This window comes from Acinetobacter beijerinckii CIP 110307, assembly GCF_000369005.1.
GTDB lineage: Bacteria > Pseudomonadota > Gammaproteobacteria > Pseudomonadales > Moraxellaceae > Acinetobacter > Acinetobacter beijerinckii.
Window position 1 is genome coordinate 193,209 of record NZ_KB849764.1, and the last position, 19,833, is coordinate 213,041.

16 protein-coding genes and 1 pseudogene are annotated in these 19,833 nt (G+C 38.6%); 12 read left to right on the forward strand and 5 right to left on the reverse strand.

What is annotated here, in order from left to right; translation table 11 throughout:
* Positions 1 to 128 precede the first annotated feature (128 nt).
* The 11 genes from F933_RS02505 to F933_RS17130 all read left to right on the forward strand — a co-directional run bounded on the left by F933_RS02505 (position 129) and on the right by F933_RS17130 (position 12,107).
* Positions 129 to 1,271, forward strand: coding sequence for a YqaJ viral recombinase family nuclease (locus F933_RS02505; protein WP_005058240.1), 1,143 nt, complete (start codon positions 129 to 131; stop codon positions 1,269 to 1,271).
* 99 nt (positions 1,272 to 1,370) lie between these two features.
* Positions 1,371 to 2,267: a recombination directionality factor gene (locus F933_RS02510; protein WP_005058241.1), complete on the forward strand. Its 897-nt coding sequence runs from the start codon at positions 1,371 to 1,373 to the stop codon at positions 2,265 to 2,267.
* Positions 2,268 to 2,422: 155 nt separating this feature from the next.
* Positions 2,423 to 2,875 (forward strand): hypothetical protein, encoded by a 453-nt coding sequence (locus tag F933_RS02515; RefSeq protein ID WP_005058242.1) that lies wholly within the window; start codon positions 2,423 to 2,425, stop codon positions 2,873 to 2,875.
* A gap of 48 nt (positions 2,876 to 2,923) precedes the next feature.
* Positions 2,924 to 4,123, forward strand: coding sequence for a TolC family protein (locus tag F933_RS02520; RefSeq protein ID WP_005058243.1), 1,200 nt, complete (start codon positions 2,924 to 2,926; stop codon positions 4,121 to 4,123).
* A gap of 10 nt (positions 4,124 to 4,133) precedes the next feature.
* Positions 4,134 to 5,612 (forward strand): efflux RND transporter periplasmic adaptor subunit, encoded by a 1,479-nt coding sequence (locus F933_RS02525; RefSeq protein ID WP_005058244.1) that lies wholly within the window; start codon positions 4,134 to 4,136, stop codon positions 5,610 to 5,612.
* 11 nt (positions 5,613 to 5,623) lie between these two features.
* Positions 5,624 to 8,752: an efflux RND transporter permease subunit gene (locus F933_RS02530; protein WP_005058246.1), complete on the forward strand. Its 3,129-nt coding sequence runs from the start codon at positions 5,624 to 5,626 to the stop codon at positions 8,750 to 8,752.
* A gap of 11 nt (positions 8,753 to 8,763) precedes the next feature.
* Entirely contained in the window at positions 8,764 to 9,099 is a 336-nt protein-coding gene (locus tag F933_RS02535) for a hypothetical protein (RefSeq protein ID WP_005058248.1), read from the forward strand.
* Positions 9,100 to 9,140: 41 nt separating this feature from the next.
* A complete protein-coding gene (locus F933_RS02540) occupies positions 9,141 to 9,854 on the forward strand; it encodes a HupE/UreJ family protein (protein WP_005058251.1) in 714 nt (237 codons plus the stop codon).
* Positions 9,855 to 9,865: 11 nt separating this feature from the next.
* Positions 9,866 to 10,504: a hypothetical protein gene (locus F933_RS02545; protein WP_005058253.1), complete on the forward strand. Its 639-nt coding sequence runs from the start codon at positions 9,866 to 9,868 to the stop codon at positions 10,502 to 10,504.
* Positions 10,505 to 10,585: 81 nt separating this feature from the next.
* The gene (locus F933_RS02550; protein ID WP_005058254.1) at positions 10,586 to 11,893 is read left to right on the forward strand and encodes an MFS transporter; all 1,308 of its coding nucleotides are present in this window, start codon (positions 10,586 to 10,588) and stop codon (positions 11,891 to 11,893) included.
* A gap of 88 nt (positions 11,894 to 11,981) precedes the next feature.
* Entirely contained in the window at positions 11,982 to 12,107 is a 126-nt protein-coding gene (locus F933_RS17130) for a YHYH domain-containing protein (protein WP_000733641.1), read from the forward strand.
* A gap of 50 nt (positions 12,108 to 12,157) precedes the next feature.
* Here F933_RS17130 and chrA read toward each other — a convergent pair whose 3' ends face one another.
* The 4 genes from chrA to F933_RS02570 all read right to left on the reverse strand — a co-directional run bounded on the left by chrA (position 12,158) and on the right by F933_RS02570 (position 16,964).
* Positions 12,158 to 13,510, reverse strand: a complete 1,353-nt coding sequence (gene chrA, locus F933_RS02555) for a chromate efflux transporter (RefSeq protein WP_005058256.1) — start codon at positions 13,508 to 13,510, stop codon at positions 12,158 to 12,160.
* An 11-nt stretch (positions 13,511 to 13,521) separates the two neighbouring features.
* On the reverse strand, positions 13,522 to 14,433 hold the full coding sequence (locus F933_RS02560) for a chromate resistance protein ChrB domain-containing protein (protein ID WP_005058258.1): 912 nt from the start codon (positions 14,431 to 14,433) through the stop codon (positions 13,522 to 13,524).
* Between the two features lie 301 nt (positions 14,434 to 14,734).
* Positions 14,735 to 15,613 (reverse strand): toll/interleukin-1 receptor domain-containing protein, encoded by an 879-nt coding sequence (locus F933_RS02565; protein ID WP_005058259.1) that lies wholly within the window; start codon positions 15,611 to 15,613, stop codon positions 14,735 to 14,737.
* Positions 15,614 to 15,686: 73 nt separating this feature from the next.
* Entirely contained in the window at positions 15,687 to 16,964 is a 1,278-nt protein-coding gene (locus tag F933_RS02570) for a tyrosine-type recombinase/integrase (RefSeq protein WP_005058260.1), read from the reverse strand.
* 332 nt (positions 16,965 to 17,296) lie between these two features.
* Between F933_RS02570 and F933_RS02575 the strand changes: the two are divergent.
* Positions 17,297 to 18,504, forward strand: a pseudogene (locus F933_RS02575) (tyrosine-type recombinase/integrase).
* 85 nt (positions 18,505 to 18,589) lie between these two features.
* Here F933_RS02575 and F933_RS02580 read toward each other — a convergent pair.
* Positions 18,590 to 19,693: a DUF5677 domain-containing protein gene (locus F933_RS02580; RefSeq protein WP_228127860.1), complete on the reverse strand. Its 1,104-nt coding sequence runs from the start codon at positions 19,691 to 19,693 to the stop codon at positions 18,590 to 18,592.
* Between the last annotated feature and the right edge of the window lie 140 nt (positions 19,694 to 19,833).

The window sequence follows — 19,833 nt, forward strand, 5'->3', positions numbered from 1 at the left end:
TTAGCCTAAGCATACGGTAAAGCAAGCCGTACAAGCACAGCAACACCTTTCGCCACATTCTCCAGATGTGGCTTTTTTTATGCCCGAAATTTAGCTTTTACGATTCTACTCATACAGGAATATTCAATATGCATAGCCATACTCAAATTCAAAACAGTTTAAATCATCCACCTTTACAACCTTATTCACCAAACCTGAATCCACCCACCCAAAACTCACCGACTCAGCAAGTTGAGGTGGGAACTCGAAGCAAACGTGACCGACCGAACAAACAGCCACGAAAAACCAAAGCCCCTGTAGCCAAACGTCTTGCCAATACTAAACAGCTCAATTACCAACAATGGCTTGAAGTTCGCAAACAGGGCATTGGCAGTAGTGATGCAGCAACTGCATGTGGATTGAATCCGTATATGTCGATGCTCGAACTATGGATGATTAAGACAGGACGGATGCAACAAAACATTGAAGATGAAAGTGCAGGCTATGCGCCTTTGTACTGGGGTAAACAGCTTGAGCCGTTGGTGGCAGAATACTACAGCATGCATACCAACCATAAAGTACGTCGAGTCAATGCGGTGCTGCAACATCCTGATGAAGACAAGTATTTTATGCTCGCCAATTTGGATTATGCCGTGGTAGGCAATGGCGAAGTGCAGATTTTGGAATGTAAAACCGTTGGAGAATATGGCTCAAAACTATGGAGAGATGGTGTACCACTGTATGTCCTCTGCCAAGTTCAGCATCAATTAGCCGTGACAGGCAAACAGGCAGCGCATATCTGTGCCTTGATCTGTGGACATGAAACCAAAATCTATAAAGTGACACGCAACGAAACCGTGATCCAGCACATCATTAATGCGGAACGTCACTTCTGGCAATGTGTGGAATCAGATATTCCACCGAGTGTAGATGCGTCAGATTCAGCAGCCAAAGCCTTGCAACAACTCTACCCAGAGCAGATTCCACTATTGGTGGAAGACTTGACCCAAAATGAACAAGCCAACTATCTGTTTAACCAATTGCTTGAGGAGCGACATAAGGTTGAGCAGCATCAACAGTATTTTGATGAACTCAAACATCAACTGCAAATACTGATGAAAGAAGCAGAGCGAGCGGTATTTACAGGTGGCTCTGTCACATGGAAGAAATCGCAGGACTCGATCAGCCTAGACAGTAAGTCCTTATTGAAACAGCATCCTGAATACCTACAGCAGTTTCCGCAAACCAAAGCAGGAACACGACGCTTTCAGATTTATCCGAATGGTGGATAAGACAGCTACGCATATCCCAAATTCAACTAAACCAACTGATCCCATACCTCAAAAGGTGTGGGATTTTTTATGCCCAATTTTTATTTAAAGGAAATGATCATGATTAAAGGTTTAGCAATTACACCACCAGTTTTAGGTCGTATCAGTATCGGAAAGATCATCGAAAAGAATGGTAAACGACTCCCTGAAAAGGATGACCAATTTACCATTACCAGTCAAATTCAAGGAAAAGATGGATGGGTCAAGCATCCACTGGATGAACAACTACGAGCTAAAGCACAAAACCAAAAACTCAGAACCATACCTGTACGGATGATCTTCAATGATCCTGATCTCAACTTAAGAGCAGAGTACAGCCTATTTGACCGCCAAACTGGACGTTTAATTTGCTCAGGCAACGGTGAAAGCTGTCAGCGACTTGGACAACATGGGATTGAGCAACATCCATGTCCATCTCCAGATTTATGCCCATTGGCACAAGGTGGATTGTGCAAGCCCTACGGACGACTTTACGTCAATCTGGATGAATCGGATGAGTTTGGCACATTCATCTTTAGAACCACAGGCTTTAACAGTATCCGCACTTTGGCGGCACGGTTGCGTTATTACCATGCCGCATCGGGTGATTTGCTTTCGTGCCTGCCATTGCAACTCACTTTACGAGGCAAGAGCACCACGCAAAGCTATCGCACGCCGATCTACTACGTGGATTTAACCTTAAGGGATGGCATAAACCTGAAAGATGCAATTAGCTCAGCCAAACAGATAGATGAGCAAAGTAAGGCAGCAGGGTTTTATCAGGAAGCTTTAGATCATGTGGCACGGCAGGGCTATGGCAATGCCAGTTTTGAGGTGGGTGGTGAAGAGGGCTTGGATATTGTTGAGGAGTTTTATACGGATGAAACGAAGCCAGAGCAGCATCAACAATCTTATGATCTCACTCATGTTCAGGATATTCAGAAAGGGTTGCAGCAGTCGGTGCAGGCTTTGAATTGAAATGAATTTAATTAGAAAAGAGTACTCGTACTCTTTTTTTGCAGATTTTGGTCTGTAGATAAGAAGATATTCACTTCTAGAATATCTGAGAGATGGATTTACTTTAATAACGCTTTTTAGTATTTTGTTAGCAAATCAGAAGTATGTCCATCGTCATGCGTTCAAGTAGGTTGTCTAAGCTTATACTCGCATTTATCCTGTTTTTGTTTACGATAACAATTACGGGAGTTCATGCGTGGGCACCTGTTTTACTTGAAAATATTGAACACCAACATGAATTAAGTATTGTTGTGGAAGATGATGCATCAAGTCATTGGTCTTTGCAGCACTCAGGTGATTCTTTTACAAGTATGACTGATCATGATGTAGAAACACACACTTGGAAGAATTTTGATGAGCCAATCTACCATCACTCGGTGAAGCCTATTTCTTCTGATAGTGATCTAAGCATAGACCCTGTGTTTATTCTAAGTTTTATCACTGCTCTTATTTTTCTGTTCCTAAAGTTATCTGAACATCAGATTCGGGTATTTGACTTTAGAAAAAGAATATTTATTTTACGTAATTCTTATACCTATACAAAAGCTCTTATTGTTCTAAGAAATTGATTTTTATATACAAAAAATAATTATTCATTTTTTTGTATAGGTAAAGTCATGTCTAAAATTTATCAGCTATTCCTTAGCTGTGGTTTTGTAGTAACGGCAGCAAACGCATTTGCGGAAACGAATTATGCTGAACTACAAAAGCAGGTTATCGCAAGTGATGCTGTACTCAATAGCCTACAGCAGTCCGAGCAAGCTTATGAAATCAACCAAAAGTTTGCTGGCAGATTAAATAATCCTACTTTCAATGTGGAGTTGGATAATCTTGGTAATTCCAAATTGAAGGGTTTGGATGGCTCAACAACCTTGTTAGGGTTGTCACAAGAGATTCCTCTTAGTAATAAACTCTCCTTGAGAAAGCAAATTGCGAGTTTTCAAGGTGATCGTAATCAGTTCGAAATAGCAAAGCGTCAGGCTGAACTCAAAGCAGATTTAAGAATCTGTATGGCGAACTGGTATGTGGCAACTCAACGTGCTGAAGTTTATTCAACAGAAAGCAAGTTTAATGCAAGACAAGCCAATGTTCTTTCGGAAAGGCTCAAGTTTGGGCGAGTCATTCCTTCGAATGCTCAGCTCAGTGCAGCACTTTCATCTGAATCAAAACTACGTTATCAAAATGAAGTGAAAAAGGGGCAGTTTCAGAAGAATCTGTGCTCTAAGTTCACATCGAATCTACCAAGTAACGCTTTAGAAGTTCCTCTAAGTTTTAATTTCACAGACAAAATTAGTTTGGCTGAGCAAGAAGCGTTTCTGAGTTCAAAATTGAAAAAGACACAATTTGAACTCGCTCGTAAAGAAGCAATACCTGATATCACTTTGGGTGTTGGGGTCAAAAACTATCAAGAAACCAATGACAAGGTATTCCAAGTTTCAACCTCAATACCACTCAATATCTTCAACCGAAATAAAGGCAATATTGCGATTGCCCAAGCGGAACAGATGAAAGCTGAAACGCAGTCTGTATGGGTTAGCCGTAATTCTAAAATTGAACTGGAAAACAAGTCCATTGAGGTTTCTAACTTAATCGATGTGATCCACCAATATGATCAAACCGTTTTGCCCGCAACCAATGAAAGTCTTCGCATTGCAGAGATGGGATACCAAGCAGGGAAAAACTCGTTACTTGAGTTCAATAGCATTAAGCAAATTTGGTTAGACAAACATCTTGCTCGATTCGATTTGTGGTTGGCTTTGCAGACAGAAATTGCAGAAGTCGAGCGCAACTACATTACTCATTTAGATCAAGAATAAGGGCAAGAATATGAATAAACCAACCAATACTTTAATGGCTACGGGCATTATTGCCTTGCTTGTCGTGTTATGTGCTGTGGCATGGTACAAGACAGGTCAAAAGACTCAGTCTTCTTCAGCACATGGGGAAGCAACAGAAGTAAAAGTTGCAGTAGCAGGTGACGAGAAAGGACCTCATGGTGGACGTTTATATCGTGATGGCGATTTCTCAGCGGAAGTGAAAATCTTTGAGCAGGGCGTAGAACCACATCTCCGTGTTTATGGGTATTTCAAAGATAAACCGCTTAAACCTGAAGCATTAACGGCAAATGTCTACATCAAACGTTTGGATGCAGAGCAAAATATTCAATTTAAACCAGAGAGTGATTACTTGATCGGTAATGAAATTGTCTATGAACCACATTCATTTTTAATGATTGTCAACGTTGATTATCAAGGTAAAAAACATACGTGGAAATGGGACACCAAAGAAGGTCGTGTCACCATGTTGGACAGTAGTATCAAGAGCAGTGGTTTAGAGCTCCTAAAAGTTGAATCCATGATGTTTGAAAATGCTTTAGAGTTAAAGGGAGAATTGAAGTTCCCTGATAATTTTGAAAGTTTTATCACACCGAAAGCAAGTGGAACACTCATCAAAACATATCGCACGATTGGCGATAAAGTAAGTCAAGGTGATTTATTAGCTACAGTACAAAGCCAAGACTTGATCCGCTTAAATGCTGAGCGTTCTATTGCAGTAGATAATTTGCAATTTGCACGTAAAAAGATGGAGCAAGAGCGAACGTTATTTCAAAAACGAGTATCGCCTGAAATTGACTACATTAATGCAAAGCGTGAATTTGATAATGCTCAGATTCGTGCCAATGAACTGAACAATTTAATCAGCTCTTATGGTGGTTCAGGCAACGGTACAATTGAAGTTCGGGCTGCGATGTCTGGCACAGTCTTACAAGTGCTAGGGGCAGTTGGATCAAATGTCACACCAGCTTCGCCAATATTTAAAATTGCCAATACATCTCAGTTACTTGCAGTAGTCAATGTTCCTGCGGATAAGCTGAATACAATTAACCCGAATGCTAAGGTGACTGTAAAACCTCAAATTCAATCAGGCACAGAAGAAGCATTGGGGACGATCAAATACATCAGTGATATCATTGATCCAAAAACACGTACTGCTCAAGTCTTTGTTGAAATTGCCAACCAATTTAAATGGCGTTCAGGTCAATTGATCACCGCACATATTTTTGAAAATCAAAGCTTGAAGCCTATGGTGGTTCGTGAAGATGCTTTACAAAACTTCCGTGATTGGGATGTGGTGTTCATTCGTGTAGGCAATGATTTTGAAGCACGTCCATTAGAGTTGGGTGAAAAATATAACGGGTTTGTTGAAGTTAAGTCAGGCTTAAAAGCAGGTCAGGTTTATGCGGCAGGCAATTCTTATTTATTAAAAGCAGAGCTAGGTAAATCTGGCGCTACTCATGATCATTAAGGGGTAGTACTATGTTTGACCAAATTGTTAAGCTTTCGATTAAGAATCGTTGGCTTGTACTGATCGTCTTCCTATTCGTAGCTGCATTGGGTGTTTATAACTATTTTAAACTACCTATTGATGCTGTTCCTGATATCACAAATGTACAAGTCCAAATCAACAGTGAAGCACAAGGCTTGTCTCCTATGGAGATGGAGTCACAAGTCACTTACCCGATTGAAACAGCTTTGGCAGGTATCCCTAATCTTGAATATACACGTTCTGTGTCGAGATACGGTTTATCTCAGGTCACGGCGATATTCAAGGAGGGGACGGACATCTATTTTGCCCGTCAAATTGTCAATGAAAAATTGCAAGGCGTGACACCAACACTACCAAGCGGCATATCGACTTCAATGGGACCTGTTTCTACAGGGCTTGGCGAGATCTTCATGTATACAGTTGAGAATGCCAAGAATAGTCTAAACCCACTTTCACCCACTGAATTAAGAACCTTGCAAGATTGGGTCATTAAACCTCAGCTTCGAAATGTAGAGGGTGTGAATGAAATCAATACTATTGGTGGCTATCTAAAACAATTTGTTGTTCAACCTGATTATGCTTATTTGCGTAGTATAGGGCTGGATCAGAAAGCTATTTTAGAGGCGATCTCTAAGAACAGCATGAACAAAGGTTCAGGGTACATTGAGAAAAATGGTGAGCAGTATTTAATCCGTTCTGATTCTCAAATTAACTCGATTGAACAAATCCAAAATATTCCGATCACGACGAGCAATGGTTATATCCTCAGATTGAAAGACGTTGCAAAAATATCGATTGGTCATGAATTACGGACAGGTGCTGCGACCAAAGATGGGCAAGAAATTGTACTGGGTACAGCGTTCATGCTTATTGGCGAAAACTCTCGAAATGTTGCTCATGCTGTAGATCAAAAGCTACAACAGGTTCAAAAGTCGCTACCTGAAGGTGTTGAAGCGAAAGCAGTCTACAACCGAACAACTTTAGTTGATGCAACGATTCAGACAGTGAAGAAGAATTTACTTGAAGGTGCAATTCTGGTCATTGTGGTACTTTTTCTTTTTCTTGGACATTTCCGAGCAGCCTTGATTACGGCGATGGTGATTCCATTATCCATGTTGATGACAATTACAGGCATGGTTAACCAAAAGATCAGTGCCAATTTAATGAGTTTAGGTGCACTCGATTTCGGAATTATTGTTGATGGTGCGGTGGTTATTGTCGAGGCATCTCTCGCTAAATTAGCCATGAAGCAAAAAGAGTTAGGACGTATTCTGACTCAAAAAGAACGTTTTACGACTGTGTTTGAAGCAACAAAGGAATCTCGAAAAGCGATTCTTTATGGTCAATTGATCATTATTTTGGTTTATCTGCCTGTGATGACTTTGACTGGTGTTGAAGGCAAGATGTTTACACCAATGGCTGCAACGGTAGTTATGGCTTTAGTTGGTGCAATGATTCTGTCAATTACGTTTGTCCCTGCAATGGTGGCATTAGTTACTACAGGTGAAATTAAAGAAGAAGAGTCAAAGATTGTTCATTTTATTAAGAAATTGTATAGCCCAATTTTAGATTGGTCTTTAAATCACAGATATTTACTGATCGCCTTTGTCTCAATATTCTTTATATTCAGTGCAAGTCTTTCAACTCGTTTAGGTTCAGAATTTATACCTTCTTTAGATGAGGGGGATGTGGCATTACATGCTTTGCGTATCCCAGGTACTTCATTAACTCAAGCCGTTGAAATGCAATACACGCTTGAAAAAGAAATTGTGAAAATTTCTGAAGTTCAGACCATGTTTGCCAAAGTTGGAACAGCAGAAATCGCCACTGACCCAGTTCCACCCAATGTGGCTGATAACTTTGTCATGTTGAAGCCACGTAGCGAGTGGCCAAATCCAAAGAAACCAAAAGCGGAAGTCGTTGCAGATATTGAACGAGTAGCTAAAGGTGTTTATGGAAATAATTACGAGTTCACTCAGCCGATTCAAATGCGCTTTAACGAACTTATTTCAGGTGTCCGTACCGATGTTGCTGTGAAAATATATGGTGATGATCTAGGTCAACTACTTGAATCAGCAAACGCTGCCGCTAAAATTTTAGAGGGAGTGAATGGTACTGCTGACTTGAAAGTTGAACAGATGACGGGTTTACCCATGGTATCTGTCGAGCTGAAAAAAGACATGATTGCCAACTATGGGCTTGATGCTGAGGATGTACAGCAACAGGTTTCTAGCCTCATCACTGGTGAGACAGCAGGTAAGGTATTTGAAGGTGATCGAAAGTTCGATATTGTTGTTCGAATGGATCAAAACTCTGTCACAGACTTAGAAAAACTCTATCAAGTTCCTGTGAATCTGCCTGATGGTTCAAGTGTACTTTTATCAGAATTGATCGAGTTAAAAAATGTTCAAGGACCAAACCAAATTTCTCGTGAGAATGGTAAGCGTCGTATCGTCATCACAGCAAATGTCCGTGGTACAGATATTGGTAGTTACATTGCAGAAGCACAATCTAAGCTGAATGCAGATTTTAAATTACCAGAAGGCTACTGGCTGACTTGGGGGGGTACATTTGAACAAATGGAGTCTGCATCGAATCGACTCATGGTTGTTGTTCCAATTGCTTTAATTCTGATCTTTGCCATGATCTACATGGCTTTAGGTAATGTTAGAAACAGTGTCTTGGTATTCACAGGCGTACCATTTGCATTAACAGGTGGTGTGATCGCTTTAGCTTTACGGGATATTCCATTCTCAATTTCTGCTGCCGTCGGCTTTATCGCATTGTCAGGTGTGGCTGTGCTGAATGGCTTAGTTCTTGTTTCTGCCATTCAAAGGCTTCGAGTGCAAGGGGAAAGTGTCATTGATGCGGTGAGACATGGTGCAATGGAACGACTTCGCCCTGTGTTGATTACAGCCTTAGTGGCTTCTCTAGGCTTTATCCCAATGGCTTTAAACGTAGGTATTGGTTCTGAAGTTCAACGTCCAATTGCAACTGTCGTTATTGGTGGGATTATTTCATCAACCTTACTGACTTTGATTATTTTGCCGACCTTATATGTGTGGTTTAACCAAGGTTGGTCAAGAAAATCAAACGATGCTACTGAACAGGTTGTTTAGGGGCATCTTTAATGACAAATATATTGCGAGATAAACAAAGCAAATTTGTGATGATGTGGCTAGTCTGCATGATCAGTCTCGCTTTATGTTTGCACTTTAATGAGCATGTAACTGAAAATGAATTTCAGAGACACGTTTCAATTGACGCAATTCATTCTCATCATCATGAGGTCAGCCAACAACATTCACATGGTCATCAGGATAACTACTATGAACATTTTGTTGGTTATGACGTACTTAAATCGATTGCTTTAGCTCATCTATTAAAGGGGATATCGATTCTAGATTGGTGTAAAGAATATGTTTTTTTGATGATAAGCCGTATTTTTAAACCGCCCAAAAAGTGAATGGATTTTCAATTCATTTTAAATTTTGGAGTTTGATATACATGCAAATTATTGATTCACACATTGTGAAATTAAGTGCTTACATAAAGCGATTACTTACTTTATTCATTACATTGGCAAGTCCTACACTTTTTGCTCATGGTGTAGCAGAAGGTGATAAGGGCTACATTCAAGAAATTTATGGCGTTCATGTGATTCCATTCATCTATTTGGGTGCTAAGCATATGGTCACTGGATATGACCATTTATTATTTCTTGTTGGCATTATCTTCTTTTTATATCGAATGAAAGATATCGGCTTGTACGTCAGCCTATTTGCACTTGGGCATTCGATTACCATGCTCGTGGGTGTTTATTACAATATCTCGATAAATGCTTACATCATTGATGCAATCATTGGTTTTTCAATTGTTTATAAGGCTCTTGATAACTTGGGGGCTTATCAGCGTTGGTTTGGTTTTCAACCAAACACGAAAGTAGCGACTTTAATTTTTGGTCTGATTCATGGTTTTGGACTCGCAGTAAAAATTCAGGAGTATGAAGTTCCGAGTGATGGACTGTTGGCAAATTTAATCTCATTCAATATTGGGGTTGAATTAGGTCAGTTTATGGCTCTGTGCATCATCATGTTATTGATGACGTTTTGGAGAAAGACATCGTATTTCTTTAAAACAGCCTATCAAAGCAATGTCTTCCTCATGTTCCTCGGTTTTTTACTTGTTGGCTATCAACTTACTGGCTTCATTACTCAATAAGGATCTAAATTATGTATAACGCTGAAATTCCAAAAGATATCGAATTACCTTCATCAAGAAAGTTAATTAAATCAACAGCGATAGCTGCCGTTAGTGCTGTGGTCGTGTTGGTTACCTGTGTCATGCCTGCGGAGTATGCGATTGATCCGACGGGTATAGGTAAAGTGCTTGGCTTAACGAAAATGGGTGAAATCAAACAATCACTCGCTCAAGAATCAGTGAATGGTCTCAATGCTCAACAGGTAGTGAATAGTGCTGAAGAAATGTCAGTAGAAACTCCGACTCAAACGGCAATTGATACTGTTCAGATGACCATGCCTGCGATTAATAAAGAGAGCATTAGTATTGAGTTAAAACCTGGGCAGGCAACAGAGGTAAAACTAACAATGCCACAAAGTGCAAGTGTCAACTTTGATTGGAAAGCTGTAGGAGGTGGTCTTAACTATGATACTCATGGTGATCCCGTAAATGCCCCTAAAGGGTTCTATCATGGCTATGGAAAAGGCAAGAATGAGACAACTCAACAAGGTGTCTTAAAAGCAGCTTTTGATGGTAAACATGGTTGGTTCTGGCGTAACCGTACAGAAAATCCAGTGACTGTAACTCTACTTGTAGAAGGACAGTTTAGTGAAATGAAGAAAGTCTTTTAAGCTTTAATCAATCTCCTTGGAATAGTCTTCCAAGGAGATTTAATCGTTATAGATGTCAGATTCTAAAAAGGAATCCATAAAATGCTAGAAGTACTAAAAAATACCACATATCGGCATTTGTTCTTGGCCCAAGTGATTGCACTCATTGGAACAGGGTTAATCACGATCGCCCTAGCTTTACAGGCATACGATATTGCCAAGGGAGAAGCTGCTCAAGTTCTTGGTATTGCTTTGGCAATTAAGATGATTGCTTATATCGGTGTAGCACCTATAGCATCAGCATTTGCAGAGCGCTTACCAAGAAAACAGGTATTGGTTGGATTAGATATTATCCGAGCATTAACAGCTTTGTGCCTACCATTTGTGACACAAATCTGGCAAATCTATATTCTCATTTTTATTCTGCAATCTGCATCTGCTGCATTTACGCCAACATTTCAGGCAATGATTCCAGATGTTCTGCCTGAAGAAAAAGACTATACCAATGCTTTGTCATTGTCTCGACTAGCCTATGATTTAGAAAACATTATCAGCCCAATGTTGGCAGGTTTCTTACTCACTGTCATGAGCTACCATAATCTGTTTTTAGGAACAGTATTAGGTTTTATCGGTTCTGCTTTGTTTGTGGTAAGTGCAAAATTACCAGTCGCCAAAGTGCCTGAGTTTAGAGGTGTTTATAGCCGTATAAAGCAGGGAGCTAAAATTTATTTTAATACGCCGAGACTTAAGGCGTTGCTTGCTTTAAATTTAGCTATTGCTTCGGCGAGTGCTGTTGTGATTGTAAATACTGTTGTATTGGTTCAATCGACATTTAAACTTACCGAAAATGCAACGACATGGGCATTTGGTCTTTTTGGACTTGGGTCAATGTTATCTGCTTTTGTTTTACCAAAGATATTGGATAAATTTCCTGATAGATCAGTCATGTTGACGGGAACAACAATTCTTGTCATTGGACTATTCAGTGGTTCTTTGATTGCATCTTATAATGGTTTGTTAGCACTTTGGTTTGTCCTTGGTATTGGATATTCAGTTTCACAAACACCTACAGGTCGCTTGATTCGTAAGTCTGCATCAAGTGAGAATAGAACATCATTGTTTGCCGCCCAATTTGCTTTCTCTCATGCTTGTTGGCTGATCACTTATCCATTGGTTGGATGGTTGAGTACGAATATAGGCACATTACAGACTTTTATTCCGATGGCTGTTATTGCGATTATTGCTCTCATTCTTGCATTATGCTTATGGACAACTAAAGATGAAGATTTTCTAGCACATAGCCATGATGATTTACCCGCAGACCACGAACATGTGATTCAGCATCAAATTAATGGTGTACATGTGCATGAGTATGTGATTGATGACCATCATCAAAAATGGCCTAAATAATTCTTTTCGACTAATGGCTTAGAAGTAAATCGTTTGTTTGTTGTACAATTTCAAACTTGTTTTATCGTTCAATAAAAAGGGAAACAATATGAAAAAACTAATCTTGGTATGTTTAATGGGGCTTGCGGTAACAAATGCTTTTGCTCATTCAGGTGGTACTGATTCTTCAGGATGCCACACGAATAGTAAAACAGGGGATCGTCACTGCCACTAATGGTATAAAAAAAGGAAGCTAAGCTTCCTTTTTTATTAAAAATTATAAGTTTACGCACCAATGTACAAAATCAAACCACAGAATGCCGAAGCTAAAATGACATACATGACTTTGACTTCAAAATGGAACAAGGCGATGAATGCTGCAATCGCAATAACCATTGCTTCATAGTTGAATGGATGATCGAATCCATTTGGCCATAAAACGTGGTAACTGAAGAAAAGTGCAAGATTTAAAATTACACCAACAACAGCGGCAGTGATTGCCGTCAAAGGTGCAGTAAATTTTAATTCATTGTGGGTTGATTCAATCACTGGAGCACCAGCTAGAATAAAAATGAAAGAAAACAGGAAAGTAAACCAAGTCACAATCACAGCACCCAACGCACCTGCCAAGAACAGATGATCATTGCCTAACAGAGCATGATTAAAGCCACCTAAGAATCCTACAAACGCAACAACCATGATCAGAGGACCTGGGGTGCTTTCTCCAAGGGCTAAACCATCGATCATTTGTGTTGGACTCAACCAACCATAAAAATTAACAGCACCTTGATAAACATAAGGTAATACTGCATAAGCACCACCAAATGTGAGCAAAGCAGCTTTTGTAAAGAACCAAGCCATTTGAGTATAAGCATGATCCCAACCAAGCGTTAAAACCAAACTGAAAATTGGGGCAAGCCATAGGATTGCTCCAATCAAAAGTATCTTAGCTAAATGTTTCCAACTAAATATGGCATGTTCTGGGGTAGGTGTATCATCATCAATTAATGCGGGACCATAATCTTTTTTACCTTGCTGATGTGAACCTCCGCCTGTAAAAACGCTTGGATATTTTTTACTTGCTAAATATCCAATGATCGCAGCCGTTAGAACGATTAAGGGGAATGGCAAGTTAAAGAAAAATATAGAGATGAATGCAAGCGCAGCGATTGCCCATAAAAACTTATTTTTCAACGATCGGCTACCAATCCGATATGTCGCATGAAAAACGATAGCAACAACAGCTGGTTTAATCCCATAAAAAAGACCTGCAATAATAGGAACATCACCAAATTTTACATAGACCCATGACAGACCAATCAGGATAAATAGAGAGGGTAATACAAAAAGGATTCCTGCAACTAATCCACCAACGGTTCTATGCATCAACCAACCGATATAGGTTGCTAATTGTTGTGCTTCAGGCCCAGGCAGTAACATGCAGTAGTTGAGAGCATGTAAAAAACGCTTTTCAGAAATCCAACGTTTTTGTTCAACGAGTTCTTGGTGCATAACAGCGATTTGCCCCGCTGGTCCACCAAAACTAATAAACCCCAATTTAAGCCAAAATAAGAAAGCTTGCCAAAAATGAACTGGCTGTGCTGGTTCTTCATGTACAGCGGCTTGTTCTTGTTCCATGATTATTCTCTTTATAGGTTGGCATATAAGCCATCGAAAATGTGATTTGATAAGGCAAATAGGTGGTCATCGTCACTTATCTGGCTTCTAATTCCTTGAATAACCTTTTCAATACCGATTGCTTCGGGAGGCTCAATTCCACCGACATCTAAGTAATGAACAATTTCAGCAATTTTCTTTAATGCAGGTGTTTCTAAATTAAAACTATGTAAAAGAACTTCGAAGGTCACCCAATGATTGACATGACTGAAAGGTGCACCATCAAAATCGAATCCTAATGCTGCTTCTGGGCAGTCACTTGGCATTTCTAACCAAATGAATGTTGGTGAGGTATCAATAAATGTCTTTATTAGCCATGCAGAGGCTAGACGATCAATCCAAGGTCTTTTACGTGTTGCCCAAATTCTGTTTTGATAACTAGCTTTATCTAGAAGTTGAATATGAGCTTGTATCGCTTGAGGCTCATTCACTTCACCAAGACGTGCAATTGAAAGTTCTAATGAAGATAGCTCATTTAAAACCTGTGCTTGAGTCTCATCGGGGTAGAAGTCAATTTCTACAAGCGCATCGATACTTTTTCTCAGTTTACGAACTTGCTTGAGTAGCTCTTTCTTTTCATCTTTAGTCTGTCGATCTCTTAACTCAGAAAGTTGTTTATAGAGAGTGTCGTATTCTTCTTTTCGATTGAAGAAAGGAGCAAGTTCAAGATTTAAGGGTTGCTCAGCATGAAACACATAAGCAGTTCCTTGTTCTGAAATAACATCATTAGCAATAGGGTCAAACTTTTCACTATGCGAAATAGGGAGTAAGTAGACCCCATCTCTTAGAATTGCTGCGCCACTTGCTTTGAGAGATCGCCAGACTCTCATACGAGTGGTTGTGTTCTGCGTAGGCAATGAGGATATGAGTAAGGATATTTTCATGTAATATACTCAACTTATTTGTTTAATATATTACATATAAAAAATTAAAGGGCAAATACAAAGAAGTGATTTCTTATATCAGAAGAAATATTAAAGTGCGGAAATGACTAAAGAGCAGTTGTTTTTTAAGTTTATGATTTTATATAAATTATTTGGTTATATATTGTTTCAGCACACTTCAATATTTGTGAGTTTAGTACTACTTATCAAAAAAATTGTTTAAATTGCAGGGTGTGCAAAAGTTGACTGAGAATTAGGTTCTTTGTAAATCTCAGTCAAAATTTTAACTCTTAGAAGGTGCTTATCGATTTAAGATGACATCAGCTAATTGATGGGCAATTTCCTCAATACTATTTACAGAAGTATTTAAGGCGACTTTATCAGCTAAATTCGGACTATAATCTAAAACATCATTTTTAGTAATTCTGTGCCAAATCGGTAGAATCATTTTGTGACCATTCATTTCACGGGCTACTAAGCCATCAAGTTCATAGTTGGTCCAGTCTTTTTTTATAAAGTCAGTTGAAAGAACAACGGTACCGTATTTAGAGTTTCGGAGACCACTATCAATTTTACGACGCAAACTATCCCCAACTTTTAACGTGAATTCGTCGTACCAAACTTTTACTCCAAGTTGCTGTAATGTCTCTGCAAGTGGTCTGACAAAATCTTCTTTATCTTCTGAAGCGTGTGAAATAAACAAATCATATTCTGGTTCAATCTCAGGTATTGTATTGTTGTAAGATGGTATTGAAACATCAGTAATGTATTGGGTAGAAGCCTTAATAGCATCAATTTCACGTTTCAGTTTCTTTTGATGTTCAATTTCGTCTTTCTGATGTTTTTTAGTCAGAGCCTCTAATTTTTTTCTTTCCAGTATTTCTTCTTTTATAAGGTTCTGTTTTTCTTTCAGTAGCTTATTGTCAATATCAGTTTTCTTCTTTTGCAAGTCTGAAAGTTTTGATTGTATTCGAGCGTTTTCTTGTTCTTTCCGACTAATTTCTGTTAACTTTGTTTTTAATGTAGAAGGGCTAGTTGTCTTCCCGATAGAATTTTGAATTTGTAAAATTTTAGAAATTATATCAGCTCCCTTTTTCTGTTCTAAGCTCATTCGATGGGTAATATCTGCTAACTCCTTATTTAATCTTGTTATAGTACTGCTTATAGTTTGTATTGACATGTTGGCTCAATGATAAATATTAAAGAATAAGATTATTATTTGGTTGGGTTAAATACAAGGTCTATGTATTACGTCATTGTGTAAGCGTAGAGCAATACTCTGCCCAATCAGCCATTAAACCTTTACGCTTTCCTAGATAATTTCCACGTAGATAAGAAGCTTCAACTTTATCTGGCAATTTATGTGCTAACACATGTTCACATACTGCACGATCGTAATTAGTTTTATCTGCCGACCAGTCACGGAATGTGGAACGAAAACCATGCGTAGTAATCACCCGATTTTGTTTAGGATCAATATAGCCTAAGCCATTTTCTTTAAGCTTTTGTTCATGCATTCGTTTGATCAATGTGGTTAATGACATATCAGAAAGCATTTCTCCAGAACGTGGAGCTGGAAAAATGAAATCTTGTGGTTGGCTATATTCTTGAATTGATTCAAGCAACGTAATGGCTTCTTCAGACAAAGGTACACGATGCTCTTTATCGGCTTTCATCCGTTCTTTAGGAATAATCCAGACCTTATTCTTAAAATCAATTTCCTGCCATTTCGCCCCAAAAATCTCACCAGAACGACAGGCGGTTAAAATTGCAAATCCCAAAGCTTTAGGTGAAATTCCTTTTTTCTGTCTTAGATGATGGATGAACTCAGCAACTTGTTCATAAGGCAGGGATGGGTGAGGGCGTGATTCCTGCTTTAAGTTACCCAAGATTGGTTCAAGATTACCTTTCCATTCAGCAGGGTTGTCACCCTCAAAATATCCCATAGCCTTGGCATAATCAAAAATGGTTTCTATACGACCACGGATACGTTTGGCTGTTTCGTTTTTCTCAACCCAAATAGGTCTTAAAACTTCAGCAATTTCGGCTTTAGTAATGTTACCAATAGTAAGATTGCCCAAAGTTGGGTAAATATAAGTTTCTAGTGTCGATGACCATTGTCCAATATGTTTTTCATTTTTGAGTTCACGGGTTTTATTGCCAATAACAACTTTTGCACATTCCATGAATGTTTTGTTCCGTAGTTGCTGAACATGAAGCTTTGCAAGCTGTTCCTGTTGATGGACAATTGGATCAATACCACTTCGTATTTGTAATTTTAATTCAGTGGCTTTGGCACGAGCTTCAGCTAAAGAAACTTCAGGGTATGGACCAATACCAATATCACGGCGATGAGGTTTTAATTTTCCATTTTTATCCAGACGTTTTCCCACAACGGCACGTAAAATCCAGACACGGGAATCTCCCTCGATATTTAAACAAAGACCATCAACACCGCCTACGTGGTATCGACCAGTCTCTTTAATTCTTGCTACACTGAGTGCAGAAAGCTCTTTGGATTTCTTTGGCATGCCTTTGATTTACCCCTCAACCTACCCCTCATAAAATACTGGAAATGGTAGGATTAGACAAGATGGATTAGGATGATATAATTATTAAGTATTTGAATAATATATTTTTATAGCATTTATTTGGATTGCTTAGGACTATTGTTAGACGGACACCGCTTCCGCCAAATTCAAGTTTCTGACACTGTTTAACACTATATAAGTTCATGATTTATAAAGTTAAAGTTGGAAATTTACAATATAACAAGCCGTGACGCACTACGCCAATCGGTAGTTATAAAGTAGTAAAAAATGCAGTAAGATTATTTCTTACTGCATTTTTTTATGTCTGAACTATGGCGACTCGTGGAATCAACAAGCTTAGTGCTTTACAGGTTAAAAAAGCTAAACCTGATCCTGACAAGATGTATAAGTTGTCAGATGGTGGAAATCTTTATCTACGTATTGATCAAAGTGGTAGCAAGTACTGATATTCAATTACACACGTCCATTCCTAGGCAAGCGTAATGATTTATCTTTAGGTACTTACCCTGAAGTTTCCTTGGATGATGCCCGTACGATTCGTGATGAATATAAAAAACTCATCAAGCAGGGTATTGATCCAGCAATGGAGCGGATTGAAACAAAGTCTCAGAAACAGAAAGAGGCTGAAAATACCTTTCGTGTTGTTGCAGAAGCATGGTTGTATAAACGTGAGTTAGAGCAAAAACAAGATGAAGAGACAGTTCGTCGTTTGAAGCATGATGTCTATCCTTACATTGGTGATTTAACCTTTCCACAGCTTACCTTGGAAATCCTTGAGATTAAGGTCTTTAAACGCATTATTGAGCGTGGAGCTTTGTCTGTTGCCAAGCGCCTTAAATCAGACCTCAACCAAATCTTTAAATCAGCGCGTAAAAAAAAGCTCATCCAATATAATCCGATTGAAGATATTGAATTACCAAAACCACAGGGTGGGAACTTTGCAGCTGTGACAGAAGAGCAAGACTTAGTCCCAATGCTGAATAAAATTTGGAATTACTCTAAGCTTTATACACGTTGTTTGCTGACCACACAGGTAGCATTAAAAATCTCGGTGCTGACTTTTCAGCGACCTGGGGAGATTCGCAAGCTGAAAAAGGAGTATTTCTATCGTGAGGAACGCTGCTTTAAATTTACAGCCAGTAAAACCAAGCAACTTCATATTGTGCCTCTGTCAGATCAAGCTTTTAACTTGATTGAGTCAATTATTGATATGCATCCATACAGCGAATACATTTTCGTAGGGCGGGATGGTAAAACCTTTATTTCTGACAATACCATTAACTCCGCTTTAAAACGCTTGGGCTATGGTGGTGAACAGACAGCACATGGCTTTAGGGCAACTGCACGTACCATGCTGGATGAAATTCTGGAGCAACGTGTGGACTTTATTGAGCACCAGTTAGCCCATAAAGTAAAAGACAATAATGGTACAGCCTACAACCGAACTAAGTTTCTGAATAATCGTAGGGAGATGATGCAGGAATGGGCTAACTATTTGGAATCTTTCCTTCAAGCGTAATTTTATTGAAGTGTAATCTATAGCTTGTTTTAAGCATTGGTAACATTGATTTAAGGGATTGAGTAATATTGTCTACTGAAACTATTCAAGCTTTTGATGCTTCCTCATTATTTATAGCTTCTTGAGTGGCAGTTAGTCGATCCTTTAAATCTTCGAAAAAAATTTCAAGCACTTTGATAGCAATCCTATTGTCAAATGAATCAAAACATCCTACAAGCGCTTTGTTTATTTGAAGCAGTGAATATGCAGTAAGTTGACCTGGATCAGTAAATCCAACATTTGAGGCCCCTGCGAGACTAAATAACATATTAGGTTCATCTAAATTGCCTAATGAAAATAGAGATGCTTTGATTCCCGCATGTACTGGATTACAAGCCCATTTATAAAAGGCGTCTAAAAAATCTAATCCAACCAATTTTTCCAATTCGGAAAAATATATTTTTTTGGAAGTTATAATATTTCTTGCCCAACCATACTCTTTTACGAAGTTATCCCCATATTTTTGCTTTAAATTCTCTAGAGAATCTGCAATCCGCTTTTGATCTTCTTCAGATATTTTCTCAAAGTCTAGATACTGAGCGCTACTGTTATATGCTTCTAATTCTTTGGATTGTTCAACAATATAGTAGTCCGAATATCTTTGGGCTACTTCCTCGCCATTTTTTGAAATGAATAGGAATATTACTGATAGCTCATGTAGAGTACGCCATCTAGCCAAAGCTCCATCAGCAAAGCCATTTTTCATTAGAACCAAGATTTCCTGAGCAATCTGAATTGATCGCGCATGGAGTTTTAGAAGTACCCTAAAAGTATTTTTTTTAGATTCGGTATGATAAGTGGCACCATTGGAGGCAATATTCTGTGCAATTTCGTAAGATACGATGTTGAATAAACATAATAAGTCAAATGACTCAAACCATCTGAGATTTAGATTGGCAATGAATCTGTCATTAATATACTCGTGATCTTTTAACGTGACATATCCAGTTTTATAGCTGGTCTCTAATAGGAGATTAACTATATCGGCCTGTACTGAATCAAATAGCTTCTCAAGATGTTGATCAATTTTCGTAATGTCAGATTCATACTCGCTAACAATGGATCGTAACTGTTCCATAATCCCTGAAATTAGATTCAAATTTTTCTGCTCCACAAATATATAATTATTGAAGCTATTACTAAGTGGCAATAAATAGCTCCATACCCAATAGGATGTTGATAAGAATTTTATAGCTGTATAAGACTCGTTAATGATTCAATGAGCCATAAACTAAAGCAACCAGCTGTATAGTTTATTACTTAAAGCTATTCTTTGAGAAATATCATGGT

Bases quoted from the DNA above. Each gene is read 5' to 3' on its own strand.
- F933_RS02505 (WP_005058240.1), top strand. From the start codon at position 129: ATGCATAGCCATACTCAAATTCAAAACAGTTTAAATCATCCACCTTTA.
- F933_RS02510 (WP_005058241.1), top strand. From the start codon at position 1,371: ATGATTAAAGGTTTAGCAATTACACCACCAGTTTTAGGTCGTATCAGT.
- F933_RS02515 (WP_005058242.1), top strand. From the start codon at position 2,423: ATGCGTTCAAGTAGGTTGTCTAAGCTTATACTCGCATTTATCCTGTTT.
- F933_RS02520 (WP_005058243.1), top strand. From the start codon at position 2,924: ATGTCTAAAATTTATCAGCTATTCCTTAGCTGTGGTTTTGTAGTAACG.
- F933_RS02525 (WP_005058244.1), top strand. From the start codon at position 4,134: ATGAATAAACCAACCAATACTTTAATGGCTACGGGCATTATTGCCTTG.
- F933_RS02530 (WP_005058246.1), top strand. From the start codon at position 5,624: ATGTTTGACCAAATTGTTAAGCTTTCGATTAAGAATCGTTGGCTTGTA.
- F933_RS02535 (WP_005058248.1), top strand. From the start codon at position 8,764: ATGACAAATATATTGCGAGATAAACAAAGCAAATTTGTGATGATGTGG.
- F933_RS02540 (WP_005058251.1), top strand. From the start codon at position 9,141: ATGCAAATTATTGATTCACACATTGTGAAATTAAGTGCTTACATAAAG.
- F933_RS02545 (WP_005058253.1), top strand. From the start codon at position 9,866: ATGTATAACGCTGAAATTCCAAAAGATATCGAATTACCTTCATCAAGA.
- F933_RS02550 (WP_005058254.1), top strand. From the start codon at position 10,586: ATGCTAGAAGTACTAAAAAATACCACATATCGGCATTTGTTCTTGGCC.
- F933_RS17130 (WP_000733641.1), top strand. From the start codon at position 11,982: ATGAAAAAACTAATCTTGGTATGTTTAATGGGGCTTGCGGTAACAAAT.
- chrA (WP_005058256.1), bottom strand. From the start codon at position 13,510: ATGGAACAAGAACAAGCCGCTGTACATGAAGAACCAGCACAGCCAGTT.
- F933_RS02560 (WP_005058258.1), bottom strand. From the start codon at position 14,433: ATGAAAATATCCTTACTCATATCCTCATTGCCTACGCAGAACACAACC.
- F933_RS02565 (WP_005058259.1), bottom strand. From the start codon at position 15,613: ATGTCAATACAAACTATAAGCAGTACTATAACAAGATTAAATAAGGAG.
- F933_RS02570 (WP_005058260.1), bottom strand. From the start codon at position 16,964: ATGCCAAAGAAATCCAAAGAGCTTTCTGCACTCAGTGTAGCAAGAATT.